Source organism: Bradyrhizobium sp. USDA 223 (genome assembly GCF_044909005.1).
GTDB lineage: Bacteria > Pseudomonadota > Alphaproteobacteria > Rhizobiales > Xanthobacteraceae > Bradyrhizobium > Bradyrhizobium yuanmingense.
In genome coordinates, this window is sequence record NZ_JBIYDR010000001.1 from 6,828,113 (window position 1) to 6,842,637 (window position 14,525).

A 14,525-nucleotide genomic window follows, 5' to 3' on the forward strand; every position below is an offset into this window, starting at 1 on the left:
GCGTCAGATTTGGGTGGTCTTCGGCATGGCTCACGACAACGAGAATTGGTGGCGCGACGGCATCTTCTATCAGATCTACCCTCGCTCGTTTGAGGACTCGGACGGTGACGGCGTCGGCGATCTCTCCGGCATCCTCAAGAGACTGCCTTACGTCAAATCGCTCGGCGTCGATGCGATCTGGCTGTCGCCGATCTTTCCCTCGCCGATGGCGGATTTCGGCTACGACATCTCGGACTATGTCGGCATCGAGCCGCTGTTCGGCACGATGGCGGATTTCGACGCATTGCTCGCGGCCGCGCACGACAATGGCCTGAAGCTGATCCTCGACCTCGTGCCGAACCACACCTCCGACCAGCACCCCTGGTTCATCGAGAGCCGGTCCTCGGGCGACAATCCCAAGCGCGACTGGTACATCTGGCGCGATCCCGCCCCAGGCGGCGGCGTTCCGAACAATTGGTTGTCGGAGTTCGGCGGCAGCGCGTGGGCTTTCGACGAGACCACGGGGCAATATTACTACCACGCCTTCCTCGCCCAGCAACCGGATCTCAACTGGCGCAATCCGGACGTCCGCGCCGCGATCTACGACGTGATGCGGTTCTGGCTGGACAAGGGCGTCGACGGCTTTCGTGTCGACGTGATCTGGCACCTGATCAAGGACGCCGAATTCCGCGACAACCCGCCGAACCCGCACTACGTCGAGGGCCGTCCGCCGAACGAAAAAATCCTCACGCAATATTCAACCGACCAGCCGGAGGTGCATGACGTCATCGCAGAGATGCGGCGCGTCACTAATTCCTATGGCGCGCGCGTCCTGATCGGCGAGATCTATCTGCCGCTGCACCGGCTCATGGCCTATTACGGCAACGATCTCACCGGCGCGCAGATGCCGTTCAACTTCGCGCTGCTCTCGACCTTCTGGAGCGCCCGCTCGATCGAAAAGATCATCGAGGATTACGAAAAGGCATTGCCGCGCGGCGCCTGGCCCAACTGGGTGCTCGGCAATCACGATCGCCCCCGCGTCGCGAGCCGCGTCGGGCCCGAGCAGGCCCGCGTCGCGGCCATGCTGCTGCTGACGCTGCGCGGCACGCCGACGCTGTACTACGGCGACGAGATCGGCATGCACCAGCTCGCGATCGCGCCGGAGGACGTGCGCGATCCCTTCGAGAAGAACGTGCCCGGCATCGGTGTCGGCCGCGACGGCTGCCGCACGCCGATGCAGTGGGATTCCTCGAACTTCGCCGGTTTTTCGCAAGCAAGGCCCTGGCTGCCGCTGCCGGAGGACCACATCCGCGAGAATGTCGCCAATCTCGAAGCCGATTCCCGCTCGATCCTCAGCCTCTACAAGCGCCTGATCGGCTTGCGGAAGAGCTGCCCTCCGCTGGTCACGGGCGATTATCATCCGATCGCCGCGCAAGGTGATCTCCTGATCTACCGCCGCGAGGCCGGCGGCAAGGCCGTGATCGTCGCGCTCAATCTCGGCCCCGATCCGGTCGCGGTGACCACCAGCGCGATCCGTTTCGGCAGCAGCATCTTGCTGTCGACGTTCCTGGATCGCGAAGGTGAGGAGATCGAAGGCGTGCTGGACCTGCGCGGCAACGAGGGCGTGGTGGTGGCGGCGCCGTAAACTGTCGTCCCGGGGCCCGCGTCGCTTCACAACCACGGCCTGTGGTTATGGATTCCGGGCTCGCGCCAAGTGGCGCGCCCCGGAATGACGGGTGGGGAGACGGTGTCCGCCTCTCACGGAATCGGCTATTCTCCTGCCATGGACAACACCGCCCGCATCACACTCGTGCCGCCGGATCGCCGCCAGTCGGAGACGGCGCTGGCGATCGCGCGCGGCACCGCGCGTCTGCTGCGCTCGCTGGGCTTCTCCTGCATCAGCGAATTGCCGTTGCCGTCGGGCCGGCGTGCCGATCTCGTCGCGCTGAACGAGCGCGGCGAGATCTGGATCGTCGAGATCAAGTCGTCTGTCGAGGATCTGCGCGCCGACCAAAAATGGCACGAATACCGCGCCCATTGCGACCGGCTGTTCTTCGCCTTCACGCAGGATCTGCCCTGCGAGATCTTCCCCGGTGACACCGGCCTGATCGTCGCCGACGCCTACGGCGCGCACCTGCATTGCGAGGCACCCGAGCACAAGCTCGCTGCCGCCACACGCAAGCAGATGACGGTGCGGTTCGCGATGGCGGCGGCCTTGCGGATCAACCGCCTGGTCGATCCGCAGGGCCATGCGGATTTTTGGGAGTAGGACGCTCTCGTGTCCCGGACGCGCTGCAGCGTGAAACGCTGCTGCGCAGAGCCGGGACCCAGAAGGCAGCAATGTACGTGGAGTCATGGGCCCCGGCTCTGCAGCGCACCGCTGAAGAAGCGCTGCGCTGCGTCCGGGGCACGAGTGCTACGGAAACTTACCTCGGCGCGCGCTTGGCCAGGATCCGCTGCAGCGTCCGCCGGTGCATGTTGAGCCGGCGCGCCGTTTCCGAGACGTTGCGGTTGCACATCTCGTAGATGCGCTGGATGTGCTCCCAGCGGACGCGGTCGGCCGACATCGGGTTGGCCGGCAGCTCGGATTTGTCCGTGTTGGTCGACAGCAGTGCGGCGACGACGTCGTCGGCATCCGCGGGCTTGGAGAGATAATCGATCGCGCCCATCTTCACCGCGGTCACCGCGGTGGCGATGTTGCCGTAGCCGGTCAGCACGATCGCGCGCGCATCCGGCCGCTTCTTCTTGAGCGCCGAGACCACGTCGAGGCCGTTGCCGTCGCCGAGCCGCAGATCCACCACCGCGAACGCCGGCGCCGATTTGCCGATCTGCGCAAGCCCGTCCGAGACCGTGTCGCATGATGTCACCGAAAAGCCGCGGCTCTCCATGGCTCGTGACAAACGCTCCAGAAACGGCTTGTCGTCTTCAACGATGAGCAGCGAGCGATCGGTCTGTTCGTTCAGTTCGGCAATGGCGTTCAAGGTTGTGTCCTCTCTCCAGCGCATTGACATATGGCGCCGCAACGGCGCGGTGCCAAGGCGCCAAATGGTCGATCCGCTCCGTTGTGCGACGCAAGGTCGCGGCTATCCTATTGTTTCTTCGAGCGTCTCGATAGCCTCAAAACGCTGTCGCGGCCATGTGATCTGAACCACCGCACCATGGTCCGGAAAGATCCGGTTGGTAAACGAGACCTTGGCGCCGGTGCGCTCCAGCAAGGTGCGCGCGATGAACACGCCGAGGCCGAGGCCACGCCGTTCGCCGCCGCCATCATCCTGGGGCCGTCGCCGCGACAGATAGGGCTCGCCGATCCGGTTGAGGATATCGGGTGGAATGCCCGGTCCGTCGTCGGAGATCACGAGTTCGATATGGTCCTGGTTCCACCAAGCGTTCACCTCGACGGTGGTGCGGGCGAAATCGACCGCGTTCTCGACGATGTTGCCGATGCCGTAGAGGATCGCAGGATTGCGCGAGCCGACCGGCTCGGTCGCCGCGGCCACGGCGATCCGCACCTTGATGTCGACGCCGAAATCGCGGTGCGGGGCCACCACCTCCTCCATCAGCTCCGACAGCTTCATGCGATCGAACGGGGCCCCGGTGGGGGAGAGCTGGGTGATCTTGCTGAGGATGTCGCGGCAGCGCTGGGTCTGCTCGCGCAAGGTCTTCAGGTCGGCGGCAATGGTTGGCTCCTTCACCGTCTTTTCCAGCTCGCGCGAGATCAGGAAGATCGTCGCGAGCGGCGTGCCGAGCTCGTGTGCGGCCGCGGCGGCAAGGCCGTCGAGCTGGGTCAGGTGCTGCTCGCGCGTCAGCACCAGCTCGGTTGCGGCCAGCGCGTCCGCAAGCTTGCGCGCCTCCTCGGTCACCTGGAACGAGTAGAGGCTCGTGACGCCGATCGCGAGCGCAATCGAAAGCCAGACCCCGACGAGATAGACCGGCGGCAGCACCAGGGGATCCTCGGAATCCCACGGCAGCGGAAAATGGAAGAAGAACAGGACGGACGCGCAGGCCACCGCGAGCAGGCCGAGGCCGAAGGTGAAACGGGCCGGCAGCGCCGTGGCCGAGATCAGCACGGGCGCGAGGAACAGGAACGAGAACGGGTTCTGCAGTCCGCCGGTGAAGAACAACAGGCCGGCCAGCTCGACGATGTTCAGCGCGAGCAGGCCGGCCGCCTGCATCGGCTCCAGCCGCTGCATCGGATTGGCCGCGGTCTGGAGTGCGAGGTTGAGCGCCGCCGAGAGCGCGATGATGCTGACGCAGGGAATGATCTCGACGTTGAACTCCAGCCCCTGGGCCACGATGAAGATCGCGGCGAGCTGCCCCAGCACCGCCAGCCAGCGCAGCCGCAGGATCGTGTCCAGCCGGATATGCCGCTGCGCGTGATGGAAGTCGGAATCGGCAATTTTGGTCATATCGGCCAATGTGGCGGCGCTTTCCAAGGTCACGGACGCCAGGCTGAAGGAACCGCCCGGTGAGGAGCCCTTACATCGAGCCTTGCGCTCGCCGATGCAATAGCAGAAGAACGGCCAGCATGACCGAGAATGGCAAGGCTTCAAGTCGGCCGACTGTCGCGGATCGAGATTCGTCCGCGGCAATTGCGGTTGATCACCTCGTCAAGGTCTACAAGCAGACCCGCGCCGTCGACGACATCTCCTTTTCGCTGCCGCGCGGCAGCATCACCGGGCTGCTCGGCGGCAACGGCGCCGGCAAGACCACGACCATCGCGATGATCATGGGCTTGGTGCTGCCGACCTCCGGCCGCGTGCAGGTGCTCGGTCACGAGATGCCGGACGAGAGTGCCTCCGTGCTGGGGCGGATGAATTTCGAAAGCCCCTATGTGGATATGCCGATGCGGCTCACCGTGCGGCAGAACCTCACCGTGTTCGGCAAGCTCTATGCGGTGAAGAACCTCGCTGACCGCATTGCCAGGCTCGCCGCCGACCTCGACCTCGGCGATTTCATCGACCGTGCCAACGGCAAGCTCTCGGCCGGGCAGAAGACCCGCGTTGCGCTGGCGAAGGCGCTGATCAACCAGCCCGAGCTGCTCTTGCTGGACGAGCCGACCGCCTCGCTCGATCCCGATACCGCCGACTGGGTGCGGGGCCACCTGGAGCGGTATCGCCGGGACAACAACGCCACCATTCTCCTCGCCTCGCACAACATGCTCGAGGTCGAGCGGCTCTGCGACCGCGTCATCATCATGAAGCGCGGCCGCATCGAGGACGACGACACGCCCGAGGCGATCATGGCCCGCTACAACCGCACCACGCTGGAGGAGGTGTTTCTGGACGTCGCCCGCGGCCGGGCAAACGGGGCGAAGGAGGCGGTGAGATGAGGGAGAGTTGTAGAGCCCTGGATAAGGTCCCGTCATTCCGGGGCGCGCGGAGCGCGAGCCCGGAATCCATAACCACAGGCGGCAGCTGTAAGGCGAGACTGGTAACTCCGAGTCTTCGCCAAATGCAATCCTGTGGTTATGGATACTCAGATGCGCAATTGCGCATCATAGCCCGCGACTATGTCGCGTCCCGGGATGACACTTTCCATCCCAGCTATGGGCTGACCCGATGACCGAGCTCTCCCTCCACCGCGGCATCTCGCTCCACCGCATCGGCGCGATGATCCTGCGCTATTGGTATCTGCTGCTGTCGTCCTGGCCGCGGCTGCTCGAGCTGCTCTATTGGCCGGCGCTGCAGGTCATCACCTGGGGCTTTCTCCAGTATTACATCGCCGAGAACGCCAATTTCTTCGCGCGCGCCGGCGGCACGCTGATCGGCGCCGTCATCCTCTGGGACATCCTGTTCCGCGGCCAGCTCGGCTTCTCGATCTCGTTCCTGGAGGAGATGTGGGCGCGCAACCTCGGCAATCTCATGATGAGCCCCTTGAGGCCGATCGAGTTTCTGCTGGCGCTGATGGTCATGAGCCTGATCCGGCTTGCGATCGGCATCATTCCGATGACCCTGCTCGCGCTGTTCCTGTTTCACTTCAACATCTATGCCCTCGGCCTGCCGCTGATCGCGTTCTTCTGCAATCTGATCTTCACGAGCTGGTCGGTCGGCATCTTCGTCTCGGGCCTCGTGGTGCGTAACGGCCTCGGCGCCGAGAGCATCGTCTGGACCTTGATGTTCGCTATCCTGCCGCTTGCTTGCGTCTACTATCCCGTCAGCGTGTTGCCGGTCTGGCTGCAATACGTCGCCTGGGCGTTGCCGCCGACCTATGCCTTCGAGGGAATGCGCGCGCTGCTGATCGAGCAGACCTTCAGGAGCGATTTGATGCTGGAGGCGTTGCTCATCAACGCCGTTCTTTTGGTTGCATCTTTTGGGGCATTCCTTGCCCTTTTGCGCAGCGCAAAGCGGCACGGCTCGCTGCTGTCGGGCGGCGAATAAAGTCACTTTCCCGTGGATTCATGCTGATTTGGCGGTTTCCGGCACGTAGATGTACGGAACCATGCATTGACGCAATATTACGCATTCGGCAGAATGCTGCGATGCGAAGAGGAATATGACAATGCCTATTGGTGAGTTCGGCGGCGCACCGCCCCTGGCGGCAGAAGGCAGTCCGGTCCTGACGACGCCGATGTACTGGATGTACGAGATGGCGCACGCCTCTCTCAATCCGGCGCGTGCGGTCACCGACGCGACCAAGCTGCTGTTTCAGAACCCCCTCAATCCCTGGTCGCGCACCGAGGTCGGCAAGTCGGTCGCCGCGGCTTGCGAATTGTTCGAGCGCACCACGCGCCGCTACGGCAAGCCGGAATGGGGTCTCAACGACACCGAGGTCAACGGCATCCGCGTCCCCGTCGAGATCCGCTCGGTCTGGGAAAAGCCGTTCTGCAAGCTGCTCTACTTCGACCGCAAGTTCGCCCGTCCGCTGCGCAGCCCGCAGCCGCGCGTGCTGATCGTGGCGCCGATGTCCGGCCATTATGCGACGCTCCTGCGCGGCACGGTCGAAGCCTTCCTGCCGGCGCATGAGGTCTACATCACCGACTGGGCCGATGCCCGCATGGTGCCCTTGAGCGAGGGCCGCTTCGATCTTGATGATTACATCGACTATGTCATCGAGATGCTGCATGTGCTCGGCGGCAACACTCACGTGATGGCGGTGTGCCAGCCCTCCGTGCCCGTCGTCGCGGCGGTCTCGATCATGGAAGCGCGGCGCGATCCGTTCGTGCCGACCTCGATGACGCTGATGGGCGGCCCGATCGACACCCGTCGCAATCCGACCGCGGTGAACAACCTCGCCCAGGAACGCGGCATCGACTGGTTCCGCAACCACGTCATCACAAAGGTGCCGTTCCCGCATCCGGGCATGATGCGCGACGTCTATCCAGGATTTTTGCAGCTCAACGGCTTCATCAGCATGAATCTCGACCGGCACATGGATGCCCACAAGCAGCTGTTTGCCCATCTGGTGAAGGGCGACGGCGATCTCGCCGACAAGCATCGCGACTTCTACGACGAATATCTCGCGGTGATGGATCTGTCGGCCGAGTATTACCTGCAGACCGTCGACACCGTGTTCGTGAAGCACTCGTTGCCGAAGGGCGAGATGACCCATCGCGGAACCCGCGTCGATCCTTCCAAGGTCAAGCGCGTCGCGCTGATGACGGTCGAAGGCGAGAACGACGACATCTCCGGTCTCGGTCAGACCGAGGCGACGCACACATTGTGCAGCGCGATTCCCGATCATCGCCGCGTTCATTACGTCCAGAAGGGTGTCGGACATTACGGCGTGTTCAACGGATCGCGTTTCAAGTCGGAGATCGTGCCGCGGATTCACGACTTCATGGTTTCGGCTGCGAATCCTGCTTCGTTGCAGGCGCTTGCGGCTGAATAACCCTGAATTTCGGCTTTCCCGTCGAAATTTGAGCCTCTGCCAGGGGCTCCCGCGGAGGCAAGTTCCCGCCAGATTCGCGGTATTTAGGTAGCTTTATAGGAGTGAGTCTACCCTCACCCCTTGGGGGTGTCGCATGCGTGCAGCGGGGGCGAAAAAACCCGGTTCCAACCCCAGTCTATAGGGTCTCCCGGACGCCTGACCGCTGTATATTGGGCAAATGATTTGTTTTTGCGCCGAGCGCTTTCCCTGGCGGCGGTTATGGCAGAATCCGGGCGCTCTCCTGCCCCCCGGACTGACAGACATGGCCACCCGCGCACTCCTTTATCGTCGGCCCCACGAACCGAAGACCCTCGTCATCACCCACGGATCGCAATTTTTTGCGATTCGGCTGCGCCGGCACCGCCGCGCGCGCCGCTACACGCTCAGAATTCATCCGAGCGACCGCGAAGCCATCCTCACCATGCCGCCGCGCGGCACGCTCGCCGAAGCAAAGGACTTCGCACAGCGTCACGGTGCGTGGATTGCCGCGCGCCTCGGCCGCTTGCCGAAGGCCGCACCGTTCCAGCCGGGCACGGTGATACCGCTGCGCGGCACGCCGCATCGCATCGTTCATCGCGCCGGTACCCGCGGCACGGTGTGGACCGAGGTGCGCGACAGCGGTGAGCGCATTCTCTGCGTCGCCGGCGGCCTCGAGCATGTCGACCGCCGCGTCGGCGATTTCCTCAAGCGCGAGGCGCGCCGCGACCTGCAGCGCTCGGCGGAGGTCTACGCGGCCGAGCTCGGCGTCAGGGTCAAGCGCCTCTCGATCCGCGATCAGTCCAGCCGCTGGGGCTCCTGCACCTCGGCCGGCTCGCTGTCGTTCTCCTGGCGCCTGATCCTCGCCCCGCCCTTCGTGCTCGACTACCTCGCCGCGCACGAGGTCGCTCATCTCGTCGAGATGAACCACTCGCCGCGCTTCTGGCGCGTCTGCGGCAAGGTCTGCCCGTCGATGGAGCGCGCCAAGAAGTGGCTCGACACGTACGGGAATGATCTGCACCGGTACGGTGTGGAGGATTAGGACTCGGCCCGAGGATCGGGCCTACGTTGCCAACTCAGCAAACACTGTCATCGCCCGCGAAAGCGGGCGATCCAGTACTCCGTGACGCCAGTGGTTGAATCGAGAGGCTGCGGCGTACCAGATCCCCGCCTTCGCGGGGAACGACAGTTGGGAACGCATCGGTGCGCTCTGCTCCATTCTCGCCACACTTCGCGACGATTGCGCCGCTTGCCTGATTAATCCCGGCGCATCAACCGCTTCGCAGCATCCAGCGTGCGTCTCGCCGGACGTCGCATTCTACTGTGCATGGGGTTGTTTTCGCAGTTTTGTTTGGAGGCCCTTCGCAAGGCCTACCGGTTTCCGCCAAACAGCCGGTCCATCAGCCAGCCATCGAGCCCGGCTGCCGCCTCGGGGCGCACATTGGCGCGCGTCGGAGGCGGCGGGCGATAGCCGCCGGCGTTCGGTTGTGCCGGTGCGGCAGGTGTCGGCGGCGACACCTGCGAGGCTGCCTGCGCGAGGTTCGACAGGCCCCAGCCGCCGGGTGCGCTCGGCAGGTTCGCCACCGGCACGCCCTCGTGCGCGGCCTTCATGAAGCGCGACCAGACTTCGACCGGCAGGCCGCCGCCTGTCGCCTTCTTGGTCGGCGAGTTGTCGTCATTGCCGAGCCAGACGCCGGTGACGAGGCTCGCGGTGTAGCCGATGAACCAGGCATCGCGATAATCCTGGCTGGTGCCGGTCTTGCCAGCCGCCGGCCAGCCCGGGATCTCCGCCTTCTTGGCGGTGCCCGATATCAGCGTCTCCCGCATCATCGCGTTCATCATGCCGACATAGCGGGGGTCGACGACCTGATTGCGCTCTTCGGGTTGACGCATGTAGAGGAGCTTGCCGCCGGCCGTCCTGATCCGCGTGACGACATGCGGCGCCACCGCGAGGCCGCCATTGGCGAACGGTGCATAGGCGCCGACCAGCTCGACAACCGAGACTTCGGACGTGCCGAGCGCGATCGAGGCGTTCGGCTCGAGCTTGGAGGAGATGCCGAGCCGGTGCGCGGTGCGCACCACGTTCTTCGGCCCGACCTCGAGGCCAAGACGGATGGCCACCGTGTTGAGCGACATCGCCAGCGCCTGCGTCAGCGTCACCGCGCCGAAATATTCATGGGTGTAGTTCTCAGGACGCCAGCCCTTGACCTCGATCGGCGCGTCCTGGCGCATGGTGTCGGGCGTCAGCCCCTGCTCGAGCGCGGTCAGGTACACGAATGGCTTGAACGAGGAGCCCGGCTGGCGCTTGGCCGTGACCGCGCGATTGTACTGGCTGTCGGAATAGTTCCGCCCGCCCACCATGGCGCGCACGGCGCCGTCGGGCGTCATGGCGACCAGCGCGCCCTGGCTGACGTTGAACTTCACGCTCTTGGCCGCGAGCTCGTCGATGATGGCCGCTTCCGCGACGCTCTGCAGCTTCGGATCGATCGTGGTCTCGACCTTGATGCTCTCGTCGATCTGGCCGACCAGATCGTCCAGCACCTCGCCGATCCAGTCGGCGACGTAGTTCACCGTGCCGGCGCCCGCCGGCTTCACGTTGTAGGAGGGATGGCCGATCGAGGCCTTCGCCTGCGCGTCGGTGATGAACTTCGCATCCGCCATCGCCGCGAGCACGATCTGGGCTCGCGCTTCGGCGCCTTCCGGATTGCGGTTCGGGGCAAGGCGGGACGGCGACTTGACGAGGCCGGCCAGCATCGCGGCTTCCGCGACCGTGACGTTCTTGGCCGACTTGCCGAAATATTTCTGCGCCGCCGCCTCGACGCCGTAGGCGCCCGAGCCGAAATAGACCCGGTTCAGATAAAGCTCCAGGATCTCATCCTTGGAATGCTTGCGCTCCAGCCAGATTGCGAGCTCCACTTCCTGCAGCTTGCGCTGAATGGTGCGCTCCTGGGTCAGGAACAGGTTTTTCGCGAGCTGCTGCGTCAAGGTCGAGCCGCCCTGCGAGACGCCGCGATGAAGCACGTTGGTGACGAGCGCGCGCAGGATGCCGACCGGGTCGATGCCGAAATGCGAATAGAAGCGGCGATCCTCGATGGCGATGAACGCCTTCGGCAGGTAAGGCGGCAGATCCTTCAGCGCGACATTGGCGCCGGCCATCTCGCCGCGCTGCGCCAGAATGCTGCCATCGATGCCGACGATCTGGATCGTCGGCGGGCGCTTCGGGATCTCCAGCGACTGGATCGGCGGCAGATGCGCGCCGACATAGATCACGACGCCAATCACCGCGATGACGCCCCACAGGCTCAGCACCGCGCCCCAATAGACCAGGCGGCCGAGACCGAACCCGCCACGCGACTTCGCTCGACGCTTGGCGCCGCTGCGGCTGGCTGATGCTTTGCGCTCGCGTGGCGCCTCGGTGCCGGCATCCTCGCTCTTGCGCTTGGCGGATGCTTTCGCAGATTTCTTCGGCTTGTCGTCGCCGCCGGGAACGCGGTCTGCTGGGGTGAGGCGCAGATCGGCGAGCGCCGCGGGCAAGCCGAACAGCGGCTCCTTCCGCGCACCCTTTTTCTTTCCCCACGCCATACGCAATACGCCCGTCAGCCCGCCCCACCGAGACGCTAGCGGTCGCTGTTTAAGGCCGGGTTACCCCGGCGTTAACGCGCGATTAGGAGATGCGGCATTCGCCGGCCGCAGTTCCGCTTCCGGGGCGGCAAGGCTAGGATCGCTCGTATCAATAAGAAGAGGGAGCGCCATGGGCCATATCGATCCGACCAAGGAGATCTTCGCGCAATTCCGGGAGAACGATCGCCCGGGCCCGATCCACATGCTCAACCTAGTCCGCCTGCGCAAGGAGGCGGCCTATCCCGACGGCCGCAAGGCCAGCGGCGCGGAAGCCTATGCGGCCTATGGCCGCGAAAGCGGCCCGGTGTTCGAACGGCTCGGCGGCCGCATCGTCTGGCAGGGCAAATTCGAGCTGATGCTGATCGGCCCGCAGGAGGAACGCTGGGACCATTGCTTCATCGCCGAATATCCAAGCGTCGCCGCCTTCGTCGAGATGATCCGCGACCCCGTCTATCGCGAGGCGGTGAAGCACCGCCAGGCCGCGGTGGAGGATTCGCGGCTGATCCGCCACGCCGTGCTGCCGGTCGGGAAGAACTTTGGGGAGATACCGACCTGAACGCCAAGTAGGAGGCTCTCTCGATCGTCATGGCCGGGCTTGACCCGGCCATCCACGGCTTCCTTGACGCCCCAAGAACGTGGATGCCCGGGCCTTCGCCTCGCCGAAGCGGCTCCGGCCGCGCAGGCGGGACAAGCCCCGGGCACGACGTCGCAGAGCCAGATGCTTCTAGCCCGACGGGCCGGTGTCTTCAATGATCGGTCCGAACAGCTCCCAGCGCTCGCCGTTGAACTTCATCATCTGCATCTGCTTGTTGACGCGGTAGTCGTTCGGCCCGGTGTTGATCTTGATGCCGGGCAGCGCCAGGCTCGGCGTGTAGCCCTTGATATTGGCGGCCTGCTTCATGATGTTCGCACGCGTCAGATCGTCGCCGCATTGCTTCAAGACCTGCACCAAGAGCTCCGCCACCGAATAGGCGTAGGTGTTGATGGTGTTGAGCTTGTCACCTTCCGGGAAATACTTGTCCATGAAAGCGAAGAAAGCCTTCACGCCGGGGTCGTCCTTCCACTGCGGGTCGCTCGGCTCCTTGCCGTAATTGGTCGAGATGATGCCCTTGGAGATGTCGAGGCCTGCCGGCTTCAGCGTCGCCGAAATCGGGCTCGCATTGATGTCGAGGATGTGCACCGGCGTCCAGCCGAGATCGGCAAGCTTCTTGATCGCCTGCGCCGCGAATTTCGGCGTCGAGGCGTTATAGAACAGGTCGACGCCCATCGACTTCAGCTTCACCACCTGCGAGTCAACGGTGGGGTCGGTCACCTCATACGACACCTCGCCGACGATCATGTTGGCCTTGTCGCCGAGGCCGCTCTTGAGGCCGGCAAGATAGTCGCGGCCCATGTCGTCGTTCTGGTAGAGCACGCCGATCTTGGCGTTGGGGTGATTGGCGAGAATGTATTTTGCGTAGATCCGCCCCTCGGACACATAGTTGGGATTGTAAGCGATGGTCCAGGGATAGTTCTGCGGATCGTTGAAGCGCGCGGCGCCGGTCGAGGCCAGCAGCTGAGGTACCTTCTTGCCGTTGAGGTACTTCTGCACGGCGGCGTTCGCGGCTGTGCCGATCAGCTGAAAGGTGAACAGGACCTCATCGCCCTCGACCAGCTTGCGCACCTGCTCGACGGTCTTCGGCGGCGAATAGGCGTCGTCATACTGGATCAGGTTGATCTTGCGGCCGTTGATGCCGCCCTGATCGTTGATCATCCTGAAGTATGCGGCCTGGGTCTTGCCGATATTGGCGTAGACCGAATAGGCGCCGGAGAACGGCACGGTCTGGCCAATCTTGATCTCGGTGTCGCTTGCGCCGGTGTCGTATTTCTTCTGGGCGAGGGCCTGGCTGGTTGAGACTGCGACGGCGAGCGCCGCCGTGGCAGCTAAGAAGGCTCTGCGATTGTTCATATTGGAACGTTCCTCCTGACGGAATTATCGGCCGATGGTCTTTCTCCGTTAATTGCAACGGTCGCCATCGCTGCCGAAGATTGTGGAGGAAGCTTCGCCGCAGCGCAAGGATCGCGGCGCTGTGCCGTAGCGTCTCAGGCGAGAAACATCGCAATCAGCGCGATTGCCGCAGGCAGCGCCTGCACGATCAGAATCCGCGTGCTGACGGTCGCCGCGCCATAGGCGCCGGCCACGATCACGCAGAGCAGGAAGAACACCTTGATCTGGAACGCGAAGGCCGGGTTGCCGTGGAACAGGCCCCAGACCAGGCCGACCGCGAGGAAGCCGTTATAGAGGCCCTGATTGGCGGCCAGCACCCTGGTGATCTCGGCCTTCTCGGGCGAATTCCGAAACACCTTCAGGCCCAGCGGCTTGTCCCAGAGAAACATCTCCAGGACGAGGAAGAAGACGTGCAGCGCCGCGACCAGCGCCACCAGGACATTGGCGATCAGGATCAAGGTGAGCTCCCCCAAAGCATCAGCTTTCGGGTGGACGATAGCACGGCCGCCGTGGCAAGTGCGATCGATGTGTTTCGATTGCTGGTGCCGCAATGTCCGCTCGATCAACCAAGGTGCCTGAACGCTTCGGCCTCGATCGCCTGACGACGCCGATCGGGATTGCGCTGCTCGTCACCGACGCCGAGGGCAAGCTGCGCGCGCTCGACTGGGAAGACTATGAGCACCGCATGCGCGATCTGCTGCGCCTGCACTATGGCGCGGTGGATCTGCGTGATCAGCCTGCGCCGTCGGACATGCGGACCGCACTGTCGCGCTATTTCGACGGTGATCTCGGTCAGCTCCAGAGCAAGCCAGAGCATCGCATGGCGTATCGCCGGCACGCCGTTCCAGCAAAAAGTCTGGACCGCGCTCGCGCAGATCCCCGCCGGCACCACGATGAGTTACGGCGCGCTCGCCGCGAAGATCGACATGCCCAGGGCGATCCGCGCCGTCGGCCATGCCAACGGCTCAAATCCGATCAGTGTGGTGCTCCCCTGCCATCGCCTGATCGGCGCGGACGGTTCGCTGGTGAAGTATGGTGGTGGCCTCGAGCGCAAGCGTTGGCTGCTGCGGCACGAGGGAGTGGAGGTTTAGGTCGC

The 14,525-nt window shown here is 64.2% G+C and carries 12 protein-coding genes and 1 pseudogene; 8 read left to right on the plus strand and 5 right to left on the minus strand.

Going from position 1 to position 14,525, the window contains the following annotated elements:
• Window positions 1-25 precede the first annotated feature (25 nt).
• Window positions 26-1,624 carry an alpha-amylase family glycosyl hydrolase gene (locus tag ABIA40_RS31815; protein ID WP_404545196.1) on the plus strand — a complete coding sequence of 533 codons (1,599 nt, stop codon included), beginning with the start codon at window positions 26-28 and terminating at the stop codon, window positions 1,622-1,624.
• A gap of 138 nt (window positions 1,625-1,762) precedes the next feature.
• Window positions 1,763-2,248 carry an MmcB family DNA repair protein gene (locus ABIA40_RS31820; RefSeq protein ID WP_404545198.1) on the plus strand — a complete coding sequence of 162 codons (486 nt, stop codon included), beginning with the start codon at window positions 1,763-1,765 and terminating at the stop codon, window positions 2,246-2,248.
• 157 nt (window positions 2,249-2,405) lie between these two features.
• Here ABIA40_RS31820 and ABIA40_RS31825 read toward each other — a convergent pair whose 3' ends face one another.
• The gene (locus ABIA40_RS31825; protein ID WP_271541680.1) at window positions 2,406-2,960 is read right to left on the minus strand and encodes an ActR/PrrA/RegA family redox response regulator transcription factor; all 555 of its coding nucleotides are present in this window, start codon (window positions 2,958-2,960) and stop codon (window positions 2,406-2,408) included.
• A gap of 102 nt (window positions 2,961-3,062) precedes the next feature.
• Window positions 3,063-4,385, minus strand: a complete 1,323-nt coding sequence (locus tag ABIA40_RS31830) for an ActS/PrrB/RegB family redox-sensitive histidine kinase (protein WP_275511872.1) — start codon at window positions 4,383-4,385, stop codon at window positions 3,063-3,065.
• Window positions 4,386-4,504: 119 nt separating this feature from the next.
• On the opposite strand from ABIA40_RS31830, the gene ABIA40_RS31835 reads away from it, so the two are divergent.
• From ABIA40_RS31835 to ABIA40_RS31850, 4 genes are all read left to right on the plus strand, one after another.
• Window positions 4,505-5,308, plus strand: coding sequence for an ABC transporter ATP-binding protein (locus ABIA40_RS31835; protein WP_404545201.1), 804 nt, complete (start codon window positions 4,505-4,507; stop codon window positions 5,306-5,308).
• Between the two features lie 229 nt (window positions 5,309-5,537).
• Window positions 5,538-6,356 carry an ABC transporter permease gene (locus tag ABIA40_RS31840; protein WP_404545203.1) on the plus strand — a complete coding sequence of 273 codons (819 nt, stop codon included), beginning with the start codon at window positions 5,538-5,540 and terminating at the stop codon, window positions 6,354-6,356.
• Window positions 6,357-6,477: 121 nt separating this feature from the next.
• Window positions 6,478-7,806, plus strand: coding sequence for a polyhydroxyalkanoate depolymerase (locus ABIA40_RS31845; RefSeq protein WP_025033269.1), 1,329 nt, complete (start codon window positions 6,478-6,480; stop codon window positions 7,804-7,806).
• Window positions 7,807-8,023: 217 nt separating this feature from the next.
• Complete coding sequence (locus tag ABIA40_RS31850) at window positions 8,024-8,863, plus strand: M48 family metallopeptidase (RefSeq protein WP_271541686.1); 840 nt, start codon at window positions 8,024-8,026, stop codon at window positions 8,861-8,863.
• 329 nt (window positions 8,864-9,192) lie between these two features.
• Here ABIA40_RS31850 and ABIA40_RS31855 read toward each other — a convergent pair whose 3' ends face one another.
• Window positions 9,193-11,403, minus strand: a complete 2,211-nt coding sequence (locus tag ABIA40_RS31855; protein ID WP_404545205.1) for a transglycosylase domain-containing protein — start codon at window positions 11,401-11,403, stop codon at window positions 9,193-9,195.
• A 169-nt stretch (window positions 11,404-11,572) separates the two neighbouring features.
• On the opposite strand from ABIA40_RS31855, the gene ABIA40_RS31860 reads away from it, so the two are divergent.
• The gene (locus ABIA40_RS31860; protein ID WP_025033272.1) at window positions 11,573-11,998 is read left to right on the plus strand and encodes a DUF1330 domain-containing protein; all 426 of its coding nucleotides are present in this window, start codon (window positions 11,573-11,575) and stop codon (window positions 11,996-11,998) included.
• A gap of 168 nt (window positions 11,999-12,166) precedes the next feature.
• On the opposite strand, the gene ABIA40_RS31865 is transcribed toward ABIA40_RS31860, so the two are convergent.
• Both ABIA40_RS31865 and ABIA40_RS31870 read right to left on the minus strand, forming a co-directional pair.
• Window positions 12,167-13,390, minus strand: a complete 1,224-nt coding sequence (locus tag ABIA40_RS31865) for an ABC transporter substrate-binding protein (protein WP_157285338.1) — start codon at window positions 13,388-13,390, stop codon at window positions 12,167-12,169.
• Between the two features lie 134 nt (window positions 13,391-13,524).
• Window positions 13,525-13,881 carry a DUF1304 domain-containing protein gene (locus ABIA40_RS31870; protein WP_404546407.1) on the minus strand — a complete coding sequence of 119 codons (357 nt, stop codon included), beginning with the start codon at window positions 13,879-13,881 and terminating at the stop codon, window positions 13,525-13,527.
• A 98-nt stretch (window positions 13,882-13,979) separates the two neighbouring features.
• On the opposite strand from ABIA40_RS31870, the pseudogene ABIA40_RS31875 reads away from it, so the two are divergent.
• Window positions 13,980-14,520, plus strand: a pseudogene (locus tag ABIA40_RS31875) (methylated-DNA--[protein]-cysteine S-methyltransferase).
• The last annotated feature ends 5 nt before the right edge of the window (window positions 14,521-14,525 follow it).

Excerpts from the sequence above, each read along its gene's own strand:
- ABIA40_RS31815 (WP_404545196.1), top strand. The coding sequence starts at position 26 with ATGGCTCACGACAACGAGAATTGGTGGCGCGACGGCATCTTCTATCAG.
- ABIA40_RS31820 (WP_404545198.1), top strand. The coding sequence starts at position 1,763 with ATGGACAACACCGCCCGCATCACACTCGTGCCGCCGGATCGCCGCCAG.
- ABIA40_RS31830 (WP_275511872.1), bottom strand. The coding sequence starts at position 4,385 with ATGACCAAAATTGCCGATTCCGACTTCCATCACGCGCAGCGGCATATC.
- ABIA40_RS31835 (WP_404545201.1), top strand. The coding sequence starts at position 4,505 with ATGACCGAGAATGGCAAGGCTTCAAGTCGGCCGACTGTCGCGGATCGA.
- ABIA40_RS31840 (WP_404545203.1), top strand. The coding sequence starts at position 5,538 with ATGACCGAGCTCTCCCTCCACCGCGGCATCTCGCTCCACCGCATCGGC.
- ABIA40_RS31845 (WP_025033269.1), top strand. The coding sequence starts at position 6,478 with ATGCCTATTGGTGAGTTCGGCGGCGCACCGCCCCTGGCGGCAGAAGGC.
- ABIA40_RS31850 (WP_271541686.1), top strand. The coding sequence starts at position 8,024 with ATGATTTGTTTTTGCGCCGAGCGCTTTCCCTGGCGGCGGTTATGGCAG.
- ABIA40_RS31855 (WP_404545205.1), bottom strand. The coding sequence starts at position 11,403 with ATGGCGTGGGGAAAGAAAAAGGGTGCGCGGAAGGAGCCGCTGTTCGGC.
- ABIA40_RS31860 (WP_025033272.1), top strand. The coding sequence starts at position 11,573 with ATGGGCCATATCGATCCGACCAAGGAGATCTTCGCGCAATTCCGGGAG.
- ABIA40_RS31865 (WP_157285338.1), bottom strand. The coding sequence starts at position 13,390 with ATGAACAATCGCAGAGCCTTCTTAGCTGCCACGGCGGCGCTCGCCGTC.